The sequence below is a fragment of the Amycolatopsis sp. NPDC004368 genome, assembly GCF_053602515.1.
The window spans coordinates 1-12,887 of record NZ_JBSGDT010000032.1 but is presented as its reverse complement, the minus strand read 5'-3'; the positions used below and the strand labels follow the sequence as shown (position 1 = coordinate 12,887).

Sequence of the window (12,887 nt, the reverse complement as noted above, 5' to 3'; positions counted from 1 at the left end):
GTCCGGCTTCAGGACTGCCAGGTGATCGGGTCGGTGCCGTAGTCGGTGTTCGGCGCCTGGTCCTTGTAGTCGGCCTCGTTGTACGACGCGCCGGTCACCGCCCCGCCGGCCGGCGCGACCGAGATGTCGCAGCTCTGGAACGTGGCTCCCTTCGTGGTGAAGGCCTTGCCCGCGTCGCCGCTGTCGCACTTGTCGAACGTGCCGATCACCGACACGCCCTGCGCCTGGTCGCCGTCGGGGAAGATGCCGTTCATCAGGCCCAGCGACGTGTAGGAGAAGTCGGTGCCGCTCTCGTTCGAGACGGTGACGCGCACGTAGAACGGCGTCATGCCCTTCGCCCGGTCGCCCAGCTGCAGCGGCGCGAGGTCCGCCTCGGTGCCCTTGTCGATCGCCGTCACCGTGACGCCGATCGCACCCGTCCTGCCCTCGGACTTGAACGGCACGATCGCCTTCTCACCCAGCTTCAGCTTGGTGCCCTGCGGCGTGAAGCTCACCGTTGACGACGTGCCGGTCGAAGGCGCGGAGCTGCTCGTCTCGGGCGCGCTGCTGCTCGGGGCCTGGCTTTGCTGCGCGGGGGCGCCGCCGGTGGCCGAAGGCGTGCCACTCATCTCACTCGAACAGCCGGCCAGGGCCAGCACCGCCGCCGAGGCCCCCAGGACTGCCAGCACACGACTACGCATGGTCGTTCTCTCCTCGTGTCCACCCAGTGTGTTGCCGGCTTCGATGCGGTGCCCCGACCAGCGGTTCCCCGGCCGAACGACATTACTTAGCGGTGCGAAGTGAATGCGATCAGTCGTGCGGTGGATCAATCCGGCAAGTCGGTCAGCGCGGGCGTGCCCCATTCACCGGTGAATGCGAACTCCCCGAGCGGGATCCGCTGCCTCGGCTTGAGCTCCCGCTCGATCCGCCGCTCGTCTTCCAGCACGGCGGCCTCGGCGGGGTGCCCGACGGCGATGGCCACGAGCGGCACGGCGTCGCCCGGCAGCGCGAACGCCGAACGGACCGAGTCGGCGGAGAAGCCCGCCATCTGGTGGGCGATCAAGCCCAGCTCCACCGCCTGCAGCACCAGGTTCTCGGTCGCCAGGCCGAGGCCGTACTCCGCGTACGGGACCTCGCCCTTCTCGTTCGTGGTCACCGCCACGCCCACGAGCAGCGCCCCCGCGCGGAACGCCCAAGCCTGGTTTCCCGAGTTCAGCGCGGCCAGGATCCGGGCGAACGTCGGGTCGCCGCGGCGGCCGACGACGTAGCGCGCGGGCTGGGTGTTGCCGAAGGACGGCGCCCAGCGCGCGGCCTCCAGCAGCGTCGTCAGTTCACGCGGGGACACCTCGGCCGTCGCGTCGAAGGCGCGGGGGCTCCAGCGCTCGGCGACGGCCTTGCTCACGGGGACACTCGTCTCGGCGGGTTTGCGCACGTCCCGAACCGTAGTACGGCAGGAGTGCTCTCCATCACTCCGGAGGAAGGGCTTCGAACATTTCGGTGGTGTTAAGGAAGATTTACTTCCAGCAGACCCTCGTCCGGTGTGCGCCGCCACTCGATTGAGTGGCGAGGGCCCTCGGCCCCGGTAGAGTTCCCGCCAAGTGAAGGGACGCGGGGGCTCCTCGGTGCCCACCAGGAGCAGACCCGGCCCGTCAAGGAGGTTCGGGCTGTGGCCCTCGTGGTCCAGAAGTACGGCGGATCGTCGCTGGAAAGTGCCGACCGGATCAAGCGCGTCGCCGAACGCATCGTCGCCACCAAGAAGGCGGGCAACGACGTCGTGGTGGTGTGCTCGGCGATGGGTGACACCACCGACGAGCTGCTCGACCTGGCGCAGCAGGTGAACCCCGCGCCGCCGGAGCGGGAGATGGACATGCTGCTCACGGCCGGTGAGCGCATCTCGAACGCGCTGGTCGCGATGGCGATTTCCGCGCACGGCGCCGAGGCGTGGTCGTTCACCGGTTCGCAGGCCGGGGTCGTCACGACGTCGGTGCACGGCAACGCGCGCATCATCGACGTCACGCCGAGCCGCGTCACGGAAGCGCTGGAGCAGGGCTACATCGCGCTCGTGGCCGGGTTCCAGGGCGTTTCCCAGGACACCAAGGACATCACGACGCTCGGCCGCGGCGGCTCCGACACCACCGCCGTCGCGCTCGCCGCGGCGCTGGGCGCCGATGTGTGCGAGATCTATTCCGATGTGGACGGTGTGTACTCCGCCGACCCGCGGATCGTGCCGGACGCGCGGAAACTCGACACGATCCCGTACGAGGAGATGCTGGAGCTCGCCGCGAGCGGTTCGAAGATCCTGCACCTGCGTTCGGTCGAGTACGCGCGCCGCTACGGCGTGCCGATCCGAGTCCGCTCTTCCTACAGCGACAAACCGGGCACCACCGTGACCGGGTCAATCGAGGAGATCCCCGTGGAACAAGCGCTGATCACCGGTGTGGCACACGACCGTTCGGAGGCCAAGATCACGGTCACCGGCGTGCCGGACCACACCGGCGCGGCCGCACGGATCTTCCGCGTGATCGCCGACGCGGAGATCGACATCGACATGGTGCTGCAGAACGTGTCGAGCACCGTTTCGGGGCGCACGGACATCACGTTCACGCTGTCGAAGGCCAACGGCGCCAAGGCCGTGCAGGAGCTCGAGAAGGTCAAGGCCGAGATCGGGTTCGAGACCGTGCTCTACGACGACCACGTCGGCAAGGTCTCGCTCGTCGGCGCGGGGATGCGCTCGCACCCCGGTGTCACGGCGACGTTCTGCGAGGCGCTCGCGCAGTCGGGCGTGAACATCGAGATCATCAACACCTCGGAGATCCGCATTTCGGTGCTGATCCGCGACGCGCAGCTCGACGAGGCCGTGCGCGCGATCCACGAGGCGTTCGAACTCGGCGGCGATGAAGAAGCCGTCGTCTACGCGGGGAGTGGTCGCTGATGGCGAACGGGCTGCGCGTCGGGGTGGTCGGGGCGACCGGCCAGGTCGGCGCTGTGATGCGGAAGCTGCTGGAGGAGCGCAACTTCCCGGTGGACGAGATGCGCTACTTCGCGTCTTCGCGCTCGGCCGGGACCAAGCTGCCTTGGCGGGGCGAGGAAATCACGGTCGAGGACGCCGCCATCGCGGATCCGTCCGGTTTGGACGTCGCGCTGTTTTCCGCGGGTGCCTCGACTTCGCGTGCGCAGGCGGCTCGATTCTCCGCCGCCGGCGTGACGGTGATCGACAACTCGTCGGCCTTCCGCCGCGATCCCGACGTGCCGCTGGTCGTGAGCGAGGTGAACCCGGAAGCCATCAAGGAGGCGCGCAAGGGGATCATCGCGAACCCCAACTGCACCACCATGGCGGCCATGCCGGTGCTCAAGCCGCTGCACGACGGAGCCGGCCTGCTGCGCTTGATCACGAGCACCTACCAGGCGGTGTCGGGCAGCGGCCTCGCCGGCGTCGACGAGCTGGCCGCCCAGGTCAACGCCGTCGCCTCCCGCGCGGCCGCGCTGACCCACGACGGTTCCGCCGTCGAGTTCCCGGCCCCGGCCAAGTACGTGGCGCCCATCGCGTTCAACGTGCTGCCGATGGCCGGCTCGGTCGTCGACGACGGCACCTTCGAGACCGACGAAGAACAGAAGCTGCGCAACGAAAGCCGCAAGATCCTCAGCATTCCGGACCTGCTCGTGTCGGGTACGTGCGTGCGCGTGCCGGTGTTCTCGGGCCACGCGCTGTCGATCAACGTCGAGTTCGCCTCGCCGATCTCGCCGGAGCGCGCCACGGAACTGCTTTCGCGGGCGCCCGGCGTGCAGCTCTCCGACGTCCCGACGCCGCTGCAGGCCGCGGGTAAGGACCCGAGCTTCGTCGGCCGCATCCGCACCGACCCGGGCGTGCCCGACGGTCGCGGCCTGGCCCTGTTCGTGGCCGCGGACAACCTCCGCAAGGGGGCGGCGCTGAACGCGGTGCAGATCGCGGAGCTGGTGGCGGGCAACCGCTGATTTCCCGTTCCGGCCGCCTTTCCCGTGTTCCGGGAAAGGCGGCCGGTCGCGTTTTCAGCTGAGGGCGGTGCTGCGCGACGGCCGGAAGTCCAGCGGGACCTCCGCTTCCTTGAGCAGCGCCCGCAACGCCGTGGTGTCCGGGTCGGCGCCGCAAGCGGCGTCGAGTGCCGCCGACACGACCTCCTTGCCCGGTCCGCCGACGACGAGATCGGCCGGTCCGGACCACGACACGCGCCAGCGCACCACGCCGGCGTCGGCGAGCGCTGCCGTGATCACCCGGGACAACCGCGGCCGGATCGCGGCGCCGATGATCGCCCGGCGCACCTCGGGCGCCGCGCCGGCCGGCGGGGCGGTACCGGGACGAGCGAGCGGGCCGGCTTCACCGGCGTCGATCATGTCGAGCGCGTCACCGAGCGTTTTTCCGCCCAGCACACCCAGTGCGGCTTCGAGCGCCGAGTAGCGGGCGCCGAGGTCGGCCAGGGTGTCCCAGTCGGTGCGTTCTTTGGTGCCGACCTCGTCGATCAGACCGGTGAGCAACGCGGCGTCGAGCGTTTCCTCGGCGTCACGCAGGATTTCGTAGGCGGGACCTTCGCCGCCGGCCGGCGGCGGCACGGCGGGAGCCGCTTCGAGCGCGGCGATGCGCTCGGGCACGGCCGGATGGCGGTCGAAACGGCCGGTCTTGCGCTTCGCCAGTGTCTTGCGCACGTCGGCGATCTCCCGCTGCCGCCAGTCGTCGGCCAGCAGCGCGCGGTACCCCTCGGCGAGCCGCGCCGGGAAGTACCCGGCGGCCCAGCCCTCGGTGGCGTAGGCCCTGAGGAAGAAGTGCCAGGCCTCGTCGAGCCCTTGCACCTCACGCAGTGCGCTCACCGCGGCCGACGTGCCGGCGAGGCGCACGGAACCGAGGTCGGCGGCGAACTCCGCGTCGCGGCGGACCCGCGCCGAAAGGGAGAGGTACAGCTTCGCGTAGCTCTGCAGCAGCGGCCGGACGAACCAGTCGAGGCCCCGTGCGTGGTCCAGTCCGGCCACGGTCCGGGTCAATGACCGGTGCCAGCGGTAGGAGGCGGCCGAGAGCCACTGCTCCTGGTCGTAGTGGGTGAGCTCGTGTGCCAGCACGGCGCGGAGTTGATCGAGCCGGAACGCGCTGAGCAACAGGGCGCCGAGCAGCAGCTGCCGGCGCGAAGGCCGGAAGAGCCGGCGTTTGTCCAGCACACCGGCGTTCGCGTCGGCGGTCAGGAAGATCTCGTCGGGCGCCCGCGTGCCGATTTCCGCCGCGAACTCGCGCACGAGGCGCCACAGCTCGGGCTGCTCCTCGGGCGTCACGCGCAGGCCGGGTTCCCCGTGGGGCGCCCGGCCGAGGACGAGCACGGTGCGCAGCAGCACCCCCAGGCTCGGCACGGCGATGATGCCGAAGGCCAGCGCCCAGATCGGCGAGTGGAACAGCGCGTAGACCTCGACGATGACGATCCCGGCCACGAGCAGCAGGACCAGCAGTGGGAACCCCGCGAGCAACGCGATCGCGGCCAGCGCGCGCGGTGATGTCTTCATTCCGGCAGAACCTCCCCAGGCCGACGCCCACGCGTCGCGCTCATCGTGCCGGAGATCGTTCCCGGCGGCGAAGACGTTTCCGACGCCGCCAGCAGCTCCCGCAACGCGGTGGTGTCGGGGATCTCGGCGCACGCCGCGTCCAGCGCGCTCGCCACGGCCGCCTGCTCCTCCACGACCAGTTCCGGCGGGCCTGTCCAGGACATCCGCCAGCGGGCGCGCCCGGCCGCGGCCAGCTCGGCGGTGACGGCCACCGACAACCGGTGGCGCGCCGACCTCCGCCACGCCTCGGCGACCGCCGGCGGGTCACCCGGCTGCGGTGAGGTCAGGCCGGGGTCGGCGATCTCCGCGAGCCCGTGTGCGTCGAGACCGTCGAGGATCCGGGGCAGGGAGCGGAACTCGCGGATCTGCGCAGCCCGCTCCCGCGAGACGCCGCGCGCGGCCGCGTCGGCGACGGTGTCCCAGTCGGCGAGTTTCGTCGGCGCATCGGGCGGCAGACCGGCGAACAGGACGGTGTCGACCGTCGTTTCGTGGTCGAGCAGCAGCAGCTCAGCGCGACTGTCCACTGTGGGCACTTCGCCGAGGAAACGGCGGAAGCCGGCGGCGAGCCGAGCAGGCAGGTAACCGTGGTGCCACGCCATCGTGACGAAGTTGTCCATATAGAACTGCCACGCTTCGCGAACGGTGGCCAGTGCTTCCAACGTCGTCGGCTCCGGAGGGCCGTACGACGAGGTGACCAACGCCAGATAAGCGTTCGCAAGGGCCCGCAGCAGCGGTGCGGTGAACCAATGGAGCCCCGGGTGCTCCAGCGCCTCGGGCACGCGCAGCATGGAGCCGGCGCCACGCTGCACGATCGCGTCCAGCCCGACGTGCGCGTGCACCGCGAAGGACCGGACCAGCGCGGCCCGCAGCTCACCCCGGCTGAAGCCGAGGAACACCGGTGCGCCGACGACCAGCGAACGGCCGGTGGAGCGCAGCCCGAACCACCGCGTGTGATCGACGACCCCGGCCACCGGCTCCGACACGAGCAGAACCCGGCCGGGCGCGAACGTCCCGGCTTCAGCCGCGGCCTCACGCGCGAGCGCCCACAACCACGGCTGCTGCGCCGGCGTCACGGGCACCCGCGCACCCGGCATCGCCGGCGCCCGGTCGAGCGCCAGCACCGACCGCAGGGACGCCACCGTGGTGAGCGCGACCGCCGGGACCATGCCGACCAACCGCAGGTCGCCGTGGAACATCAGGAGGGCGGCGCCGGCGACGACGGCCGCCGGGACCAGAGCGACCAGCACCGGCAGTGCGGCCAGAAGCCCCACCGCGAGCACCTTGCGCGTTCTCGCTTCGAGTCGCGGCATTCGGACGGGTGGGTCAGGACTTCTCGGCGAGCCGGCAGGCCAGGTGCCGGACCCGCTTGAACTCGACGATCCGGCCCTTGTTCCCGTACGCCCAGACAAGTTCGTCCGCGTGCACGCCGAGGTGCCGGAACTGCTCCACGGCCTCCTTGCCGCGCCCGAGCTCCACCAGCGCCCGTGCGGCGTACGCCCGGCTCGTCGCCGTGCCCGGCGCGTCGCGGCCCTCACCGTCGAGCCAGGGCAGCAGCCGATCGATGGCCGACGCGACCAGCGGGTTCTGCCACGCACCCTTGACCCCGCGGTATTCCGCCTCGTGTGCCGCGACCAGCGGTAGCCGCGCCAGCTTCGGGTGTTTCGCCGCGCCCGCCTCGGCGAACGCCCACATCAGCTCGTGCGACCCGAACCACTTCTCGCACCAGTACTGCAACGCGGAGCTGTGCGCGGGCAGGTGCGCCGGATCGCGGGCGACCAATTCGTTCCACACCTCGCCGAACGCGTCGTTGTCGTACTGCAGACCGCGAGCGACCGCCAGCATCGTCACCCACGGCGTGGGGTCGTCGGGCGCCAGCTCCGCCGCCTCGCGGGCCGCGGGCTCAGCGGACTTGAGGATGGCGAAGAACTTCTGGAACTGCTCGCGGCTCACGTGTTCGGCGCCCAGCGAGCTGCGGACCTGCCAGGCCAGGCACACCAGGCTCTCGGCGTTGACGGCGGCCGCGTCCGGATCGCCCGGTCGTTCGGTGCGCCAGCCGTCCAATCCGATCTCGTCGTTCGCAACGGCCTCACCGAGGCGGCGCACGAGCGCGACGCGCCGGTCCCAGCCGGTGCCGATCTCGGAGAGCAGCTGGGCCGCCGGCTTCCAGTTGCCGGTGACGAAGGCCCGCTCGGCCTCGTCGATCTCGCGGTCGGCGACGAACGGCTCGGTTGTGATCTCGGCGTCCGCCGGCAAGCCGAACTTCGTCACGTCCGGCACCTCGACCTTCGGCGCTTTCTTGTCCGGCGCGACGTACCGCGCCAGGTCCTCGCGGCTCAGCGAAGCAGTGAACTGGGCGACGTTCATCCCGCGTTCGCGCGCGGCCTTGGCCAGCGCCAGCGCCGTCTTCCGGCGTCTCGGGTTGAACAACAGGCTTACGAGTCCCATGGATTTCCTCTCAGGAGTGGATCGGGTCGGGATCGGCGGCGGGCAGCAGGGCCCGCAGCCCGGTGGTGTCGCCGGCGACAGCGGCGTCGAGCGCCGGTTCGAGTGCTTCGTCGTACGGCGCGGCCAGCTTCTGCTCGGCCGGCCCGGACCACGACAGCGTCCACTTCGCGTGCCCCGCGGTCGCCAGGTTCGAGATGACCACAGTGGACAGTCGTCTGCGGGCGGAATCGCCGAGCAGCTCGCGTCGGGCCCGCGCGCCGGCGCCCGCGGGCACCTTCAGGTCGGGATCGGCCAGCTCTTCGAGCTTTCCGGAGTCGACGAGGTCGAGCAGGTCCTCAAGCGATCGTCCCCTCAGGACCTTCCCCGCGTCCTCGCCGAACCGGTGCCGGACGGAGGTGTCGACGAGAGTCTCCCAGTCGACCGGCTTCTTCCGGCGGGCCTCGGCGGACAGACCTGTGAGCAGGGTGGCGTCGAGCGTCTTGGTGGCATCACGAAGGATTTCGGCAGCCGGCCGTTCGCCGCCCTCGGTCACCGGCACGACGGGTCCTGCTTCGAGCACCGCGATGCGTTCGAGCGTGGCCGGGTGGCTGTCGTACGGGGACGTCTTGTGCTCAGGCGGGTTGCGCCGCACCTCGTCGATCTCCTCGGCGCGGCTGTTGTCGGCCAGCAGGTGCCCGTACCCCTCGGCGAGCCGGGCGGGCAGGTAGCCCGCCTTCCAGCCCATCGTCGCGTAGGTGTTCAAGAAATACCGCCACACGACGTCCAGCGCCTCCACCTCACGCAACGCGCTGGTCGCCGCGGCCGTGCCCGCGACCCGTGCGGCCGCGGCGTCGGCGGCGAGCTCGTGGTCACGGCTCACCCGCATCGACACGACGAAGTAGAGCTTGGCGTAGGCGTGGAACAGGACTCGCAGCATTCGGCCGAACCAGGTGCTGCCGTTCAGTCCGTTCACGACTCGACCGATCGTCTGCCTGCCCCGGTAGGTCACGTCGGCGAAGCGGGTGTCGCGGTTGCTGTAGTGCGCGAGTTCGTGTCCCAGCACCGAACGGAACTGGTCGGTCCGGAGCCCGGCGAACAATTGCGCGCCGATGTACAGCCGGCGACGGGTCACCTGCAGGCCGAGCCACCGCGTGCGCTCCTCGACGCCCGCGTTGACGTGCGGCACCAGGTAGATCTCGTCCGGCGCCCGCGTGCCCACGGCGTCGGCGAGCTCGCGGACCAGTGCCCACAGCTCCGGCTGCGCCTCGGGCGTCGCCGGCCGGCCCGAGATCTCGTCGTCGGTGGTGCGTTCAAGGGTGAAAAGGGCTTGCAGCAGCACGTAAACGACCGGCACGGCGATGATCGCGAGCCGCAGGCCGATGGCCGGGCGGTCCTGGATCGCGTAGATCTCGAGCGCCACGAGCGCGGCGATGATCGCCAGCACGAGCACCGGGAACCCGGCCAGCAAGACGACAGCGAGCAACGCCCGCAGTGAGTTTTTCATGGAAAAGCGGAATCCTCCCAGAGCGGCGCCTTGAGCGCCGGGCTCGATCATCGTGCCCGATATCGGCGGGAACCTCGATTTCGTTTCGCTCACGAATCGGTTGCCGGCCGGAGGAAACCGGCAAACCGAACGATTCGGGCTGGACTGTGGATGTCCACTTCAGACACCGTCCGTGGGAAAATCCGTTGTCGGCTCGTCGGCCCCCGGGGGATGCTTCACCGAGAAATCCAGCCAGGAAAGGAAAGTCATGTACACGGCGGTAGACGGTGCCCGCGTTCCGATTCGGATGTGGGCCGACCCCACGTCGGTCGAGGAACCAGCCATGCGCCAGCTGCACAACGTCGCCAATCTGCCTTGGGTGCACGGCGTCGCGGTGATGCCGGACGTCCACTACGGCAAGGGCGCCACGGTGGGCAGTGTCATCGCCATGCGTGACGCGGTGTCCCCGGCGGCGGTCGGTGTCGACATCGGGTGCGGGATGAGCGCGGTGCGCACGTCGCTGACCGCGGCCGACCTGCCTGAGGACCTCGGGCGGCTGCGGCGGCGGATCGAGTCGGCCGTGCCGGTGGGCTTCGGGCTGCACAAGACGCCCGTGAACCCGGCGAAGGTCCACGGCGTCAGCGGCTGGGACACGTTCTGGAAGTCGTTCGGCGAGCTCCACGAGGGCGTGCAGGGCCTGCACGACCGCGCGGCGCGGCAGGTCGGCAGCCTCGGGGGCGGGAACCACTTCATCGAGGTCTGCCTCGAGCAGGGCGGCGAGGACGAGGGCCGGGTGTGGGTGATGCTGCATTCGGGTTCGCGCAACATCGGCAAGGAGCTCGCGGAGCGGCACATGGCCGTGGCGCGCAAGCTGCCGCACAACGCCGACCTGCCCGATCGCGACCTCGCGGTGTTCGTCGCGGGCACGCCCGAGATGGCGGCCTACCGGCGTGACCTGTTCTGGGCGCAGGACTACGCGGCGCGCAACCGGGCGACGATGGTGGCGCTGGTGAAGCTCGCCGTCGCCGAGGTCATCCCGGGCACCACGTTCGACGACGCGATCAGCTGCCACCACAACTACGTCGCCGAGGAGACCTACGACGGCGTCGACCTGCTCGTGACCCGCAAGGGCGCGATCCGGGCCGGCGCGGGTGACCTCGGGATCATCCCGGGCAGCATGGGCACCGGCTCGTACATCGTGCGCGGGCTTGGCAACCGGGACTCGTTCGAGTCGGCCTCCCACGGCGCCGGCCGGCGCATGTCGCGGACGAAGGCCCGCAAGACCTTCACCGCGGCGGACCTCGCCGCCCAGACCGACGGCGTCGAGTGCCGCAAGGACACCGGCGTGGTCGACGAGATCCCAGCGGCGTACAAGGACATCGACGCCGTGATCGAGGCGCAGACCGACCTCGTGGAGGTCGTGGCGCACCTCAAACAGGTGGTGTGCGTGAAGGGGTGAAGGTGCTCGCGGGGCCGGTTTCGGCCCCGCGAGCCCGCTACGCTGGGCGCATGACGAGGTGGGGAGCGGTGGCCGCGCTGGCGGCCGCCGGGTTGTTGCTGGCCGGCTGCGACCAGGTCAGCACGGCCGTGGACACGGCGAACTCGACGGCCGACAAGGTCAGCGCGTGCACCCAGGCCCTCGGCCTGGCGGACCTCAACCCGCTGGTCGACCCCGACAAACTGAAGGCCCGCGCGCAGGACAAGGAACAACGCCTCCGCGCCCTGGCCGCCGACGTGCAGGAACAGGACGTGAAGAACGCCCTGCTCGGCATGGCCGACTCCTACGTCGAGGTCCAGAAGGAACACATCCAGGACGCCGGCGTGGTCGCCGCGTGGGCGAAGCGCAACGTCGCGAAGCTGGACGCTCTGCGCAAAGCCTGCAGCTGATCCCGCTGTCTCAGCCTCGCCGACCGGCTTGGGTGTGGTCAGCGCCGCGCCTGAACCGCCGCAGCCATCGCCGGCGCAGCAGTCGACGTCCGCCGTCGATGTGTCCACAAGAGCCCCGCCGCCGCCAGCACCAGACCACCGGCACCCGCGGTCACAAACCCCCACGCCGGGTTCGAGTGGTCGATCGCGAAGCCCACCACCGGGCTGCCCAGGGCCAGCCCGAGCCGGGTCGACGCGTCCTGCAGCCCCATCGCCTCGCCGCGCACGGCCGGGGGCGCGAGGGCACTCACGGTCTCCGTGGTGGCGGCGAGTGTCGGGGCGCAGAGCAGGTTGGTCGGGATCAGCACGAGCATCAGCAGCCACCACGGCTGGTCCGCCAGCCCCACCGGCAGCACCAGCGCCGCGAGCAGCAGCATCAGCACGCCCTGCGGCAACGACTTCCGCACGGCGCCGTGCACGATTCCGCCGGCCATGGACGCCGCGCACATCACCGCGATGACCAGGCCCGTCCAGCCGACGTCGTCGTGGGAGCGCAGGGCCGCCAGCGTCGCGACCTCCGTGCCGACCAGGCAGAACAGCGCGCCCGCGGCGACCAGGAGCGTCGCGAGGAGCCGGCCCGTGAGCCACGACCGCAGCGGCGGGCGCACGGAGCCGACGGGGGCGAGCTCGTCCTCGTTCCGGATCGGCGGGTTGAGCAGGAAGATGAGCAGCGCCGTGCCGCCGAAGAGCACGCCGATCGCGCTGAGCGTGAGCGTGGCCGACAGCGCCGTGATCGCCGCGATGCCGGCCGCCGGGCCGATCATGAACGACGCTTCCACGAGGATCGTGTCGAGCGAGTAGGCCGCGCGCCGGTGTTCGGCGGGCACGAGCGCGGCCAGGATCTGGCGCGCCAGCGAACCCGCGGGCACGGACAGGAACCCGGCGGGCAGCGCGCACGCCACCAGCACCGCGTAGGACAGGTGCGGCGCCGCGATCCAGAACGCCGCCGACGCGACCCCGCACACGGCGACCACGGGACGCAGGCCGTAGCGGTCGATCGTGCGCCCGAGCAGCGGCGCGCCCAGGGCCATGCCCAGCGTGGTGGCGGCGCCGACGACGCCGGCCGCGCCGTAGCCGTGGCCGAGGTTGCTGACGACGTACAGCGTGAGCGTGACGCCGGTCATGGTCATCGGCAGGCGCGCGAAGAACATCAGCGCCATCGACGGGCGGACTCGGGGCAGGGACAGCACCTGGCGGTACGGCTTGAACGGCACGTACCTCATGAGAGCAAATCCTGGTACGCGCGTGCAACTTCTTTTGGGGCGATCTTCATGACACCCCGCGGGCAGCCCAGGGCGCCGAGCGTGCGGCCCGCGTCGAATCGGCGCAACCGGCAATTGTGAAGCGAAACAGTTCACGAATGTTTTTGCGCATTTTCACGCTCACCTGCGGGCGCTCGGCGAAGTGCGCATTCGTGCGCTAGCTGTATGAGGCCATGACGTTCGTGACGCCGGTGCGGAGCCTCGACGCTGGTGGCTGATCTCCGGCGGCAGTGTGTGGTCGATGGTAGTTGTAATGC

Annotated in this window: 11 protein-coding genes and 1 pseudogene; 4 read left to right on the top strand and 8 right to left on the bottom strand. The window is 70.6% G+C overall.

All coding sequences use genetic code 11. The features are described 5' to 3' along the window. Positions 1-8: 8 nt before the first annotated feature. Entirely contained in the window at positions 9-680 is a 672-nt protein-coding gene (locus ACWEOE_RS32690; RefSeq protein ID WP_452016013.1) for a hypothetical protein, read from the bottom strand. Between the two features lie 125 nt (positions 681-805). Then, complete coding sequence (locus ACWEOE_RS32685; protein WP_452016011.1) at positions 806-1,411, bottom strand: nitroreductase family protein; 606 nt, start codon at positions 1,409-1,411, stop codon at positions 806-808. Between the two features lie 234 nt (positions 1,412-1,645). Between ACWEOE_RS32685 and ACWEOE_RS32680 the strand changes: the two genes are divergently transcribed. After that, positions 1,646-2,911, top strand: a complete 1,266-nt coding sequence (locus ACWEOE_RS32680; RefSeq protein ID WP_452016009.1) for an aspartate kinase — start codon at positions 1,646-1,648, stop codon at positions 2,909-2,911. Then, positions 2,911-3,951 carry an aspartate-semialdehyde dehydrogenase gene (locus ACWEOE_RS32675; protein WP_452016007.1) on the top strand — a complete coding sequence of 347 codons (1,041 nt, stop codon included), beginning with the start codon at positions 2,911-2,913 and terminating at the stop codon, positions 3,949-3,951. The genes ACWEOE_RS32680 and ACWEOE_RS32675 overlap by 1 nt, the downstream gene beginning before the upstream one ends. A gap of 54 nt (positions 3,952-4,005) precedes the next feature. Here the strand turns inward: ACWEOE_RS32675 and ACWEOE_RS32670 are convergent, their stop codons facing one another. Genes ACWEOE_RS32670 through ACWEOE_RS32655 form a run of 4 tightly spaced genes read right to left on the bottom strand, consistent with a single transcriptional unit; the run spans position 4,006 to position 9,463 of the window. Continuing rightward, positions 4,006-5,496, bottom strand: coding sequence for a M48 family metallopeptidase (locus ACWEOE_RS32670; RefSeq protein ID WP_452016005.1), 1,491 nt, complete (start codon positions 5,494-5,496; stop codon positions 4,006-4,008). Next, complete coding sequence (locus ACWEOE_RS32665; RefSeq protein WP_452016003.1) at positions 5,493-6,806, bottom strand: hypothetical protein; 1,314 nt, start codon at positions 6,804-6,806, stop codon at positions 5,493-5,495. Before ACWEOE_RS32665 ends, ACWEOE_RS32670 begins: the two co-directional genes overlap by 4 nt. Before the next feature lie 52 nt (positions 6,807-6,858). Then, positions 6,859-7,980 carry a DUF4034 domain-containing protein gene (locus ACWEOE_RS32660; protein WP_452016001.1) on the bottom strand — a complete coding sequence of 374 codons (1,122 nt, stop codon included), beginning with the start codon at positions 7,978-7,980 and terminating at the stop codon, positions 6,859-6,861. Positions 7,981-7,990: 10 nt separating this feature from the next. Further along, positions 7,991-9,463, bottom strand: a complete 1,473-nt coding sequence (locus tag ACWEOE_RS32655; RefSeq protein ID WP_452015999.1) for a M48 family metalloprotease — start codon at positions 9,461-9,463, stop codon at positions 7,991-7,993. Between the two features lie 247 nt (positions 9,464-9,710). Here ACWEOE_RS32655 and ACWEOE_RS32650 point away from each other — a divergent pair, with 247 nt between their 5' ends. After that, positions 9,711-10,901, top strand: coding sequence for an RtcB family protein (locus ACWEOE_RS32650; RefSeq protein ID WP_452015997.1), 1,191 nt, complete (start codon positions 9,711-9,713; stop codon positions 10,899-10,901). Positions 10,902-10,951: 50 nt separating this feature from the next. Next, a complete protein-coding gene (locus ACWEOE_RS32645) occupies positions 10,952-11,329 on the top strand; it encodes a hypothetical protein (RefSeq protein ID WP_452015995.1) in 378 nt (125 codons plus the stop codon). 38 nt (positions 11,330-11,367) lie between these two features. Here the strand turns inward: ACWEOE_RS32645 and ACWEOE_RS32640 are convergent, their stop codons facing one another. Both ACWEOE_RS32640 and ACWEOE_RS32635 read right to left on the bottom strand, forming a co-directional pair. Then, positions 11,368-12,528 carry an MFS transporter gene (locus tag ACWEOE_RS32640; RefSeq protein ID WP_452016141.1) on the bottom strand — a complete coding sequence of 387 codons (1,161 nt, stop codon included), beginning with the start codon at positions 12,526-12,528 and terminating at the stop codon, positions 11,368-11,370. A 259-nt stretch (positions 12,529-12,787) separates the two neighbouring features. Then, positions 12,788-12,887, bottom strand: a pseudogene (locus ACWEOE_RS32635) (IS481 family transposase); the annotation flags it as partial.

Excerpts from the sequence above, each read along its gene's own strand:
- ACWEOE_RS32690 (WP_452016013.1), bottom strand. The coding sequence starts at position 680 with ATGCGTAGTCGTGTGCTGGCAGTCCTGGGGGCCTCGGCGGCGGTGCTG.
- ACWEOE_RS32675 (WP_452016007.1), top strand. The coding sequence starts at position 2,911 with ATGGCGAACGGGCTGCGCGTCGGGGTGGTCGGGGCGACCGGCCAGGTC.
- ACWEOE_RS32670 (WP_452016005.1), bottom strand. The coding sequence starts at position 5,496 with ATGAAGACATCACCGCGCGCGCTGGCCGCGATCGCGTTGCTCGCGGGG.
- ACWEOE_RS32660 (WP_452016001.1), bottom strand. The coding sequence starts at position 7,980 with ATGGGACTCGTAAGCCTGTTGTTCAACCCGAGACGCCGGAAGACGGCG.
- ACWEOE_RS32655 (WP_452015999.1), bottom strand. The coding sequence starts at position 9,463 with ATGAAAAACTCACTGCGGGCGTTGCTCGCTGTCGTCTTGCTGGCCGGG.
- ACWEOE_RS32650 (WP_452015997.1), top strand. The coding sequence starts at position 9,711 with ATGTACACGGCGGTAGACGGTGCCCGCGTTCCGATTCGGATGTGGGCC.
- ACWEOE_RS32645 (WP_452015995.1), top strand. The coding sequence starts at position 10,952 with ATGACGAGGTGGGGAGCGGTGGCCGCGCTGGCGGCCGCCGGGTTGTTG.
- ACWEOE_RS32640 (WP_452016141.1), bottom strand. The coding sequence starts at position 12,528 with ATGGCGCTGATGTTCTTCGCGCGCCTGCCGATGACCATGACCGGCGTC.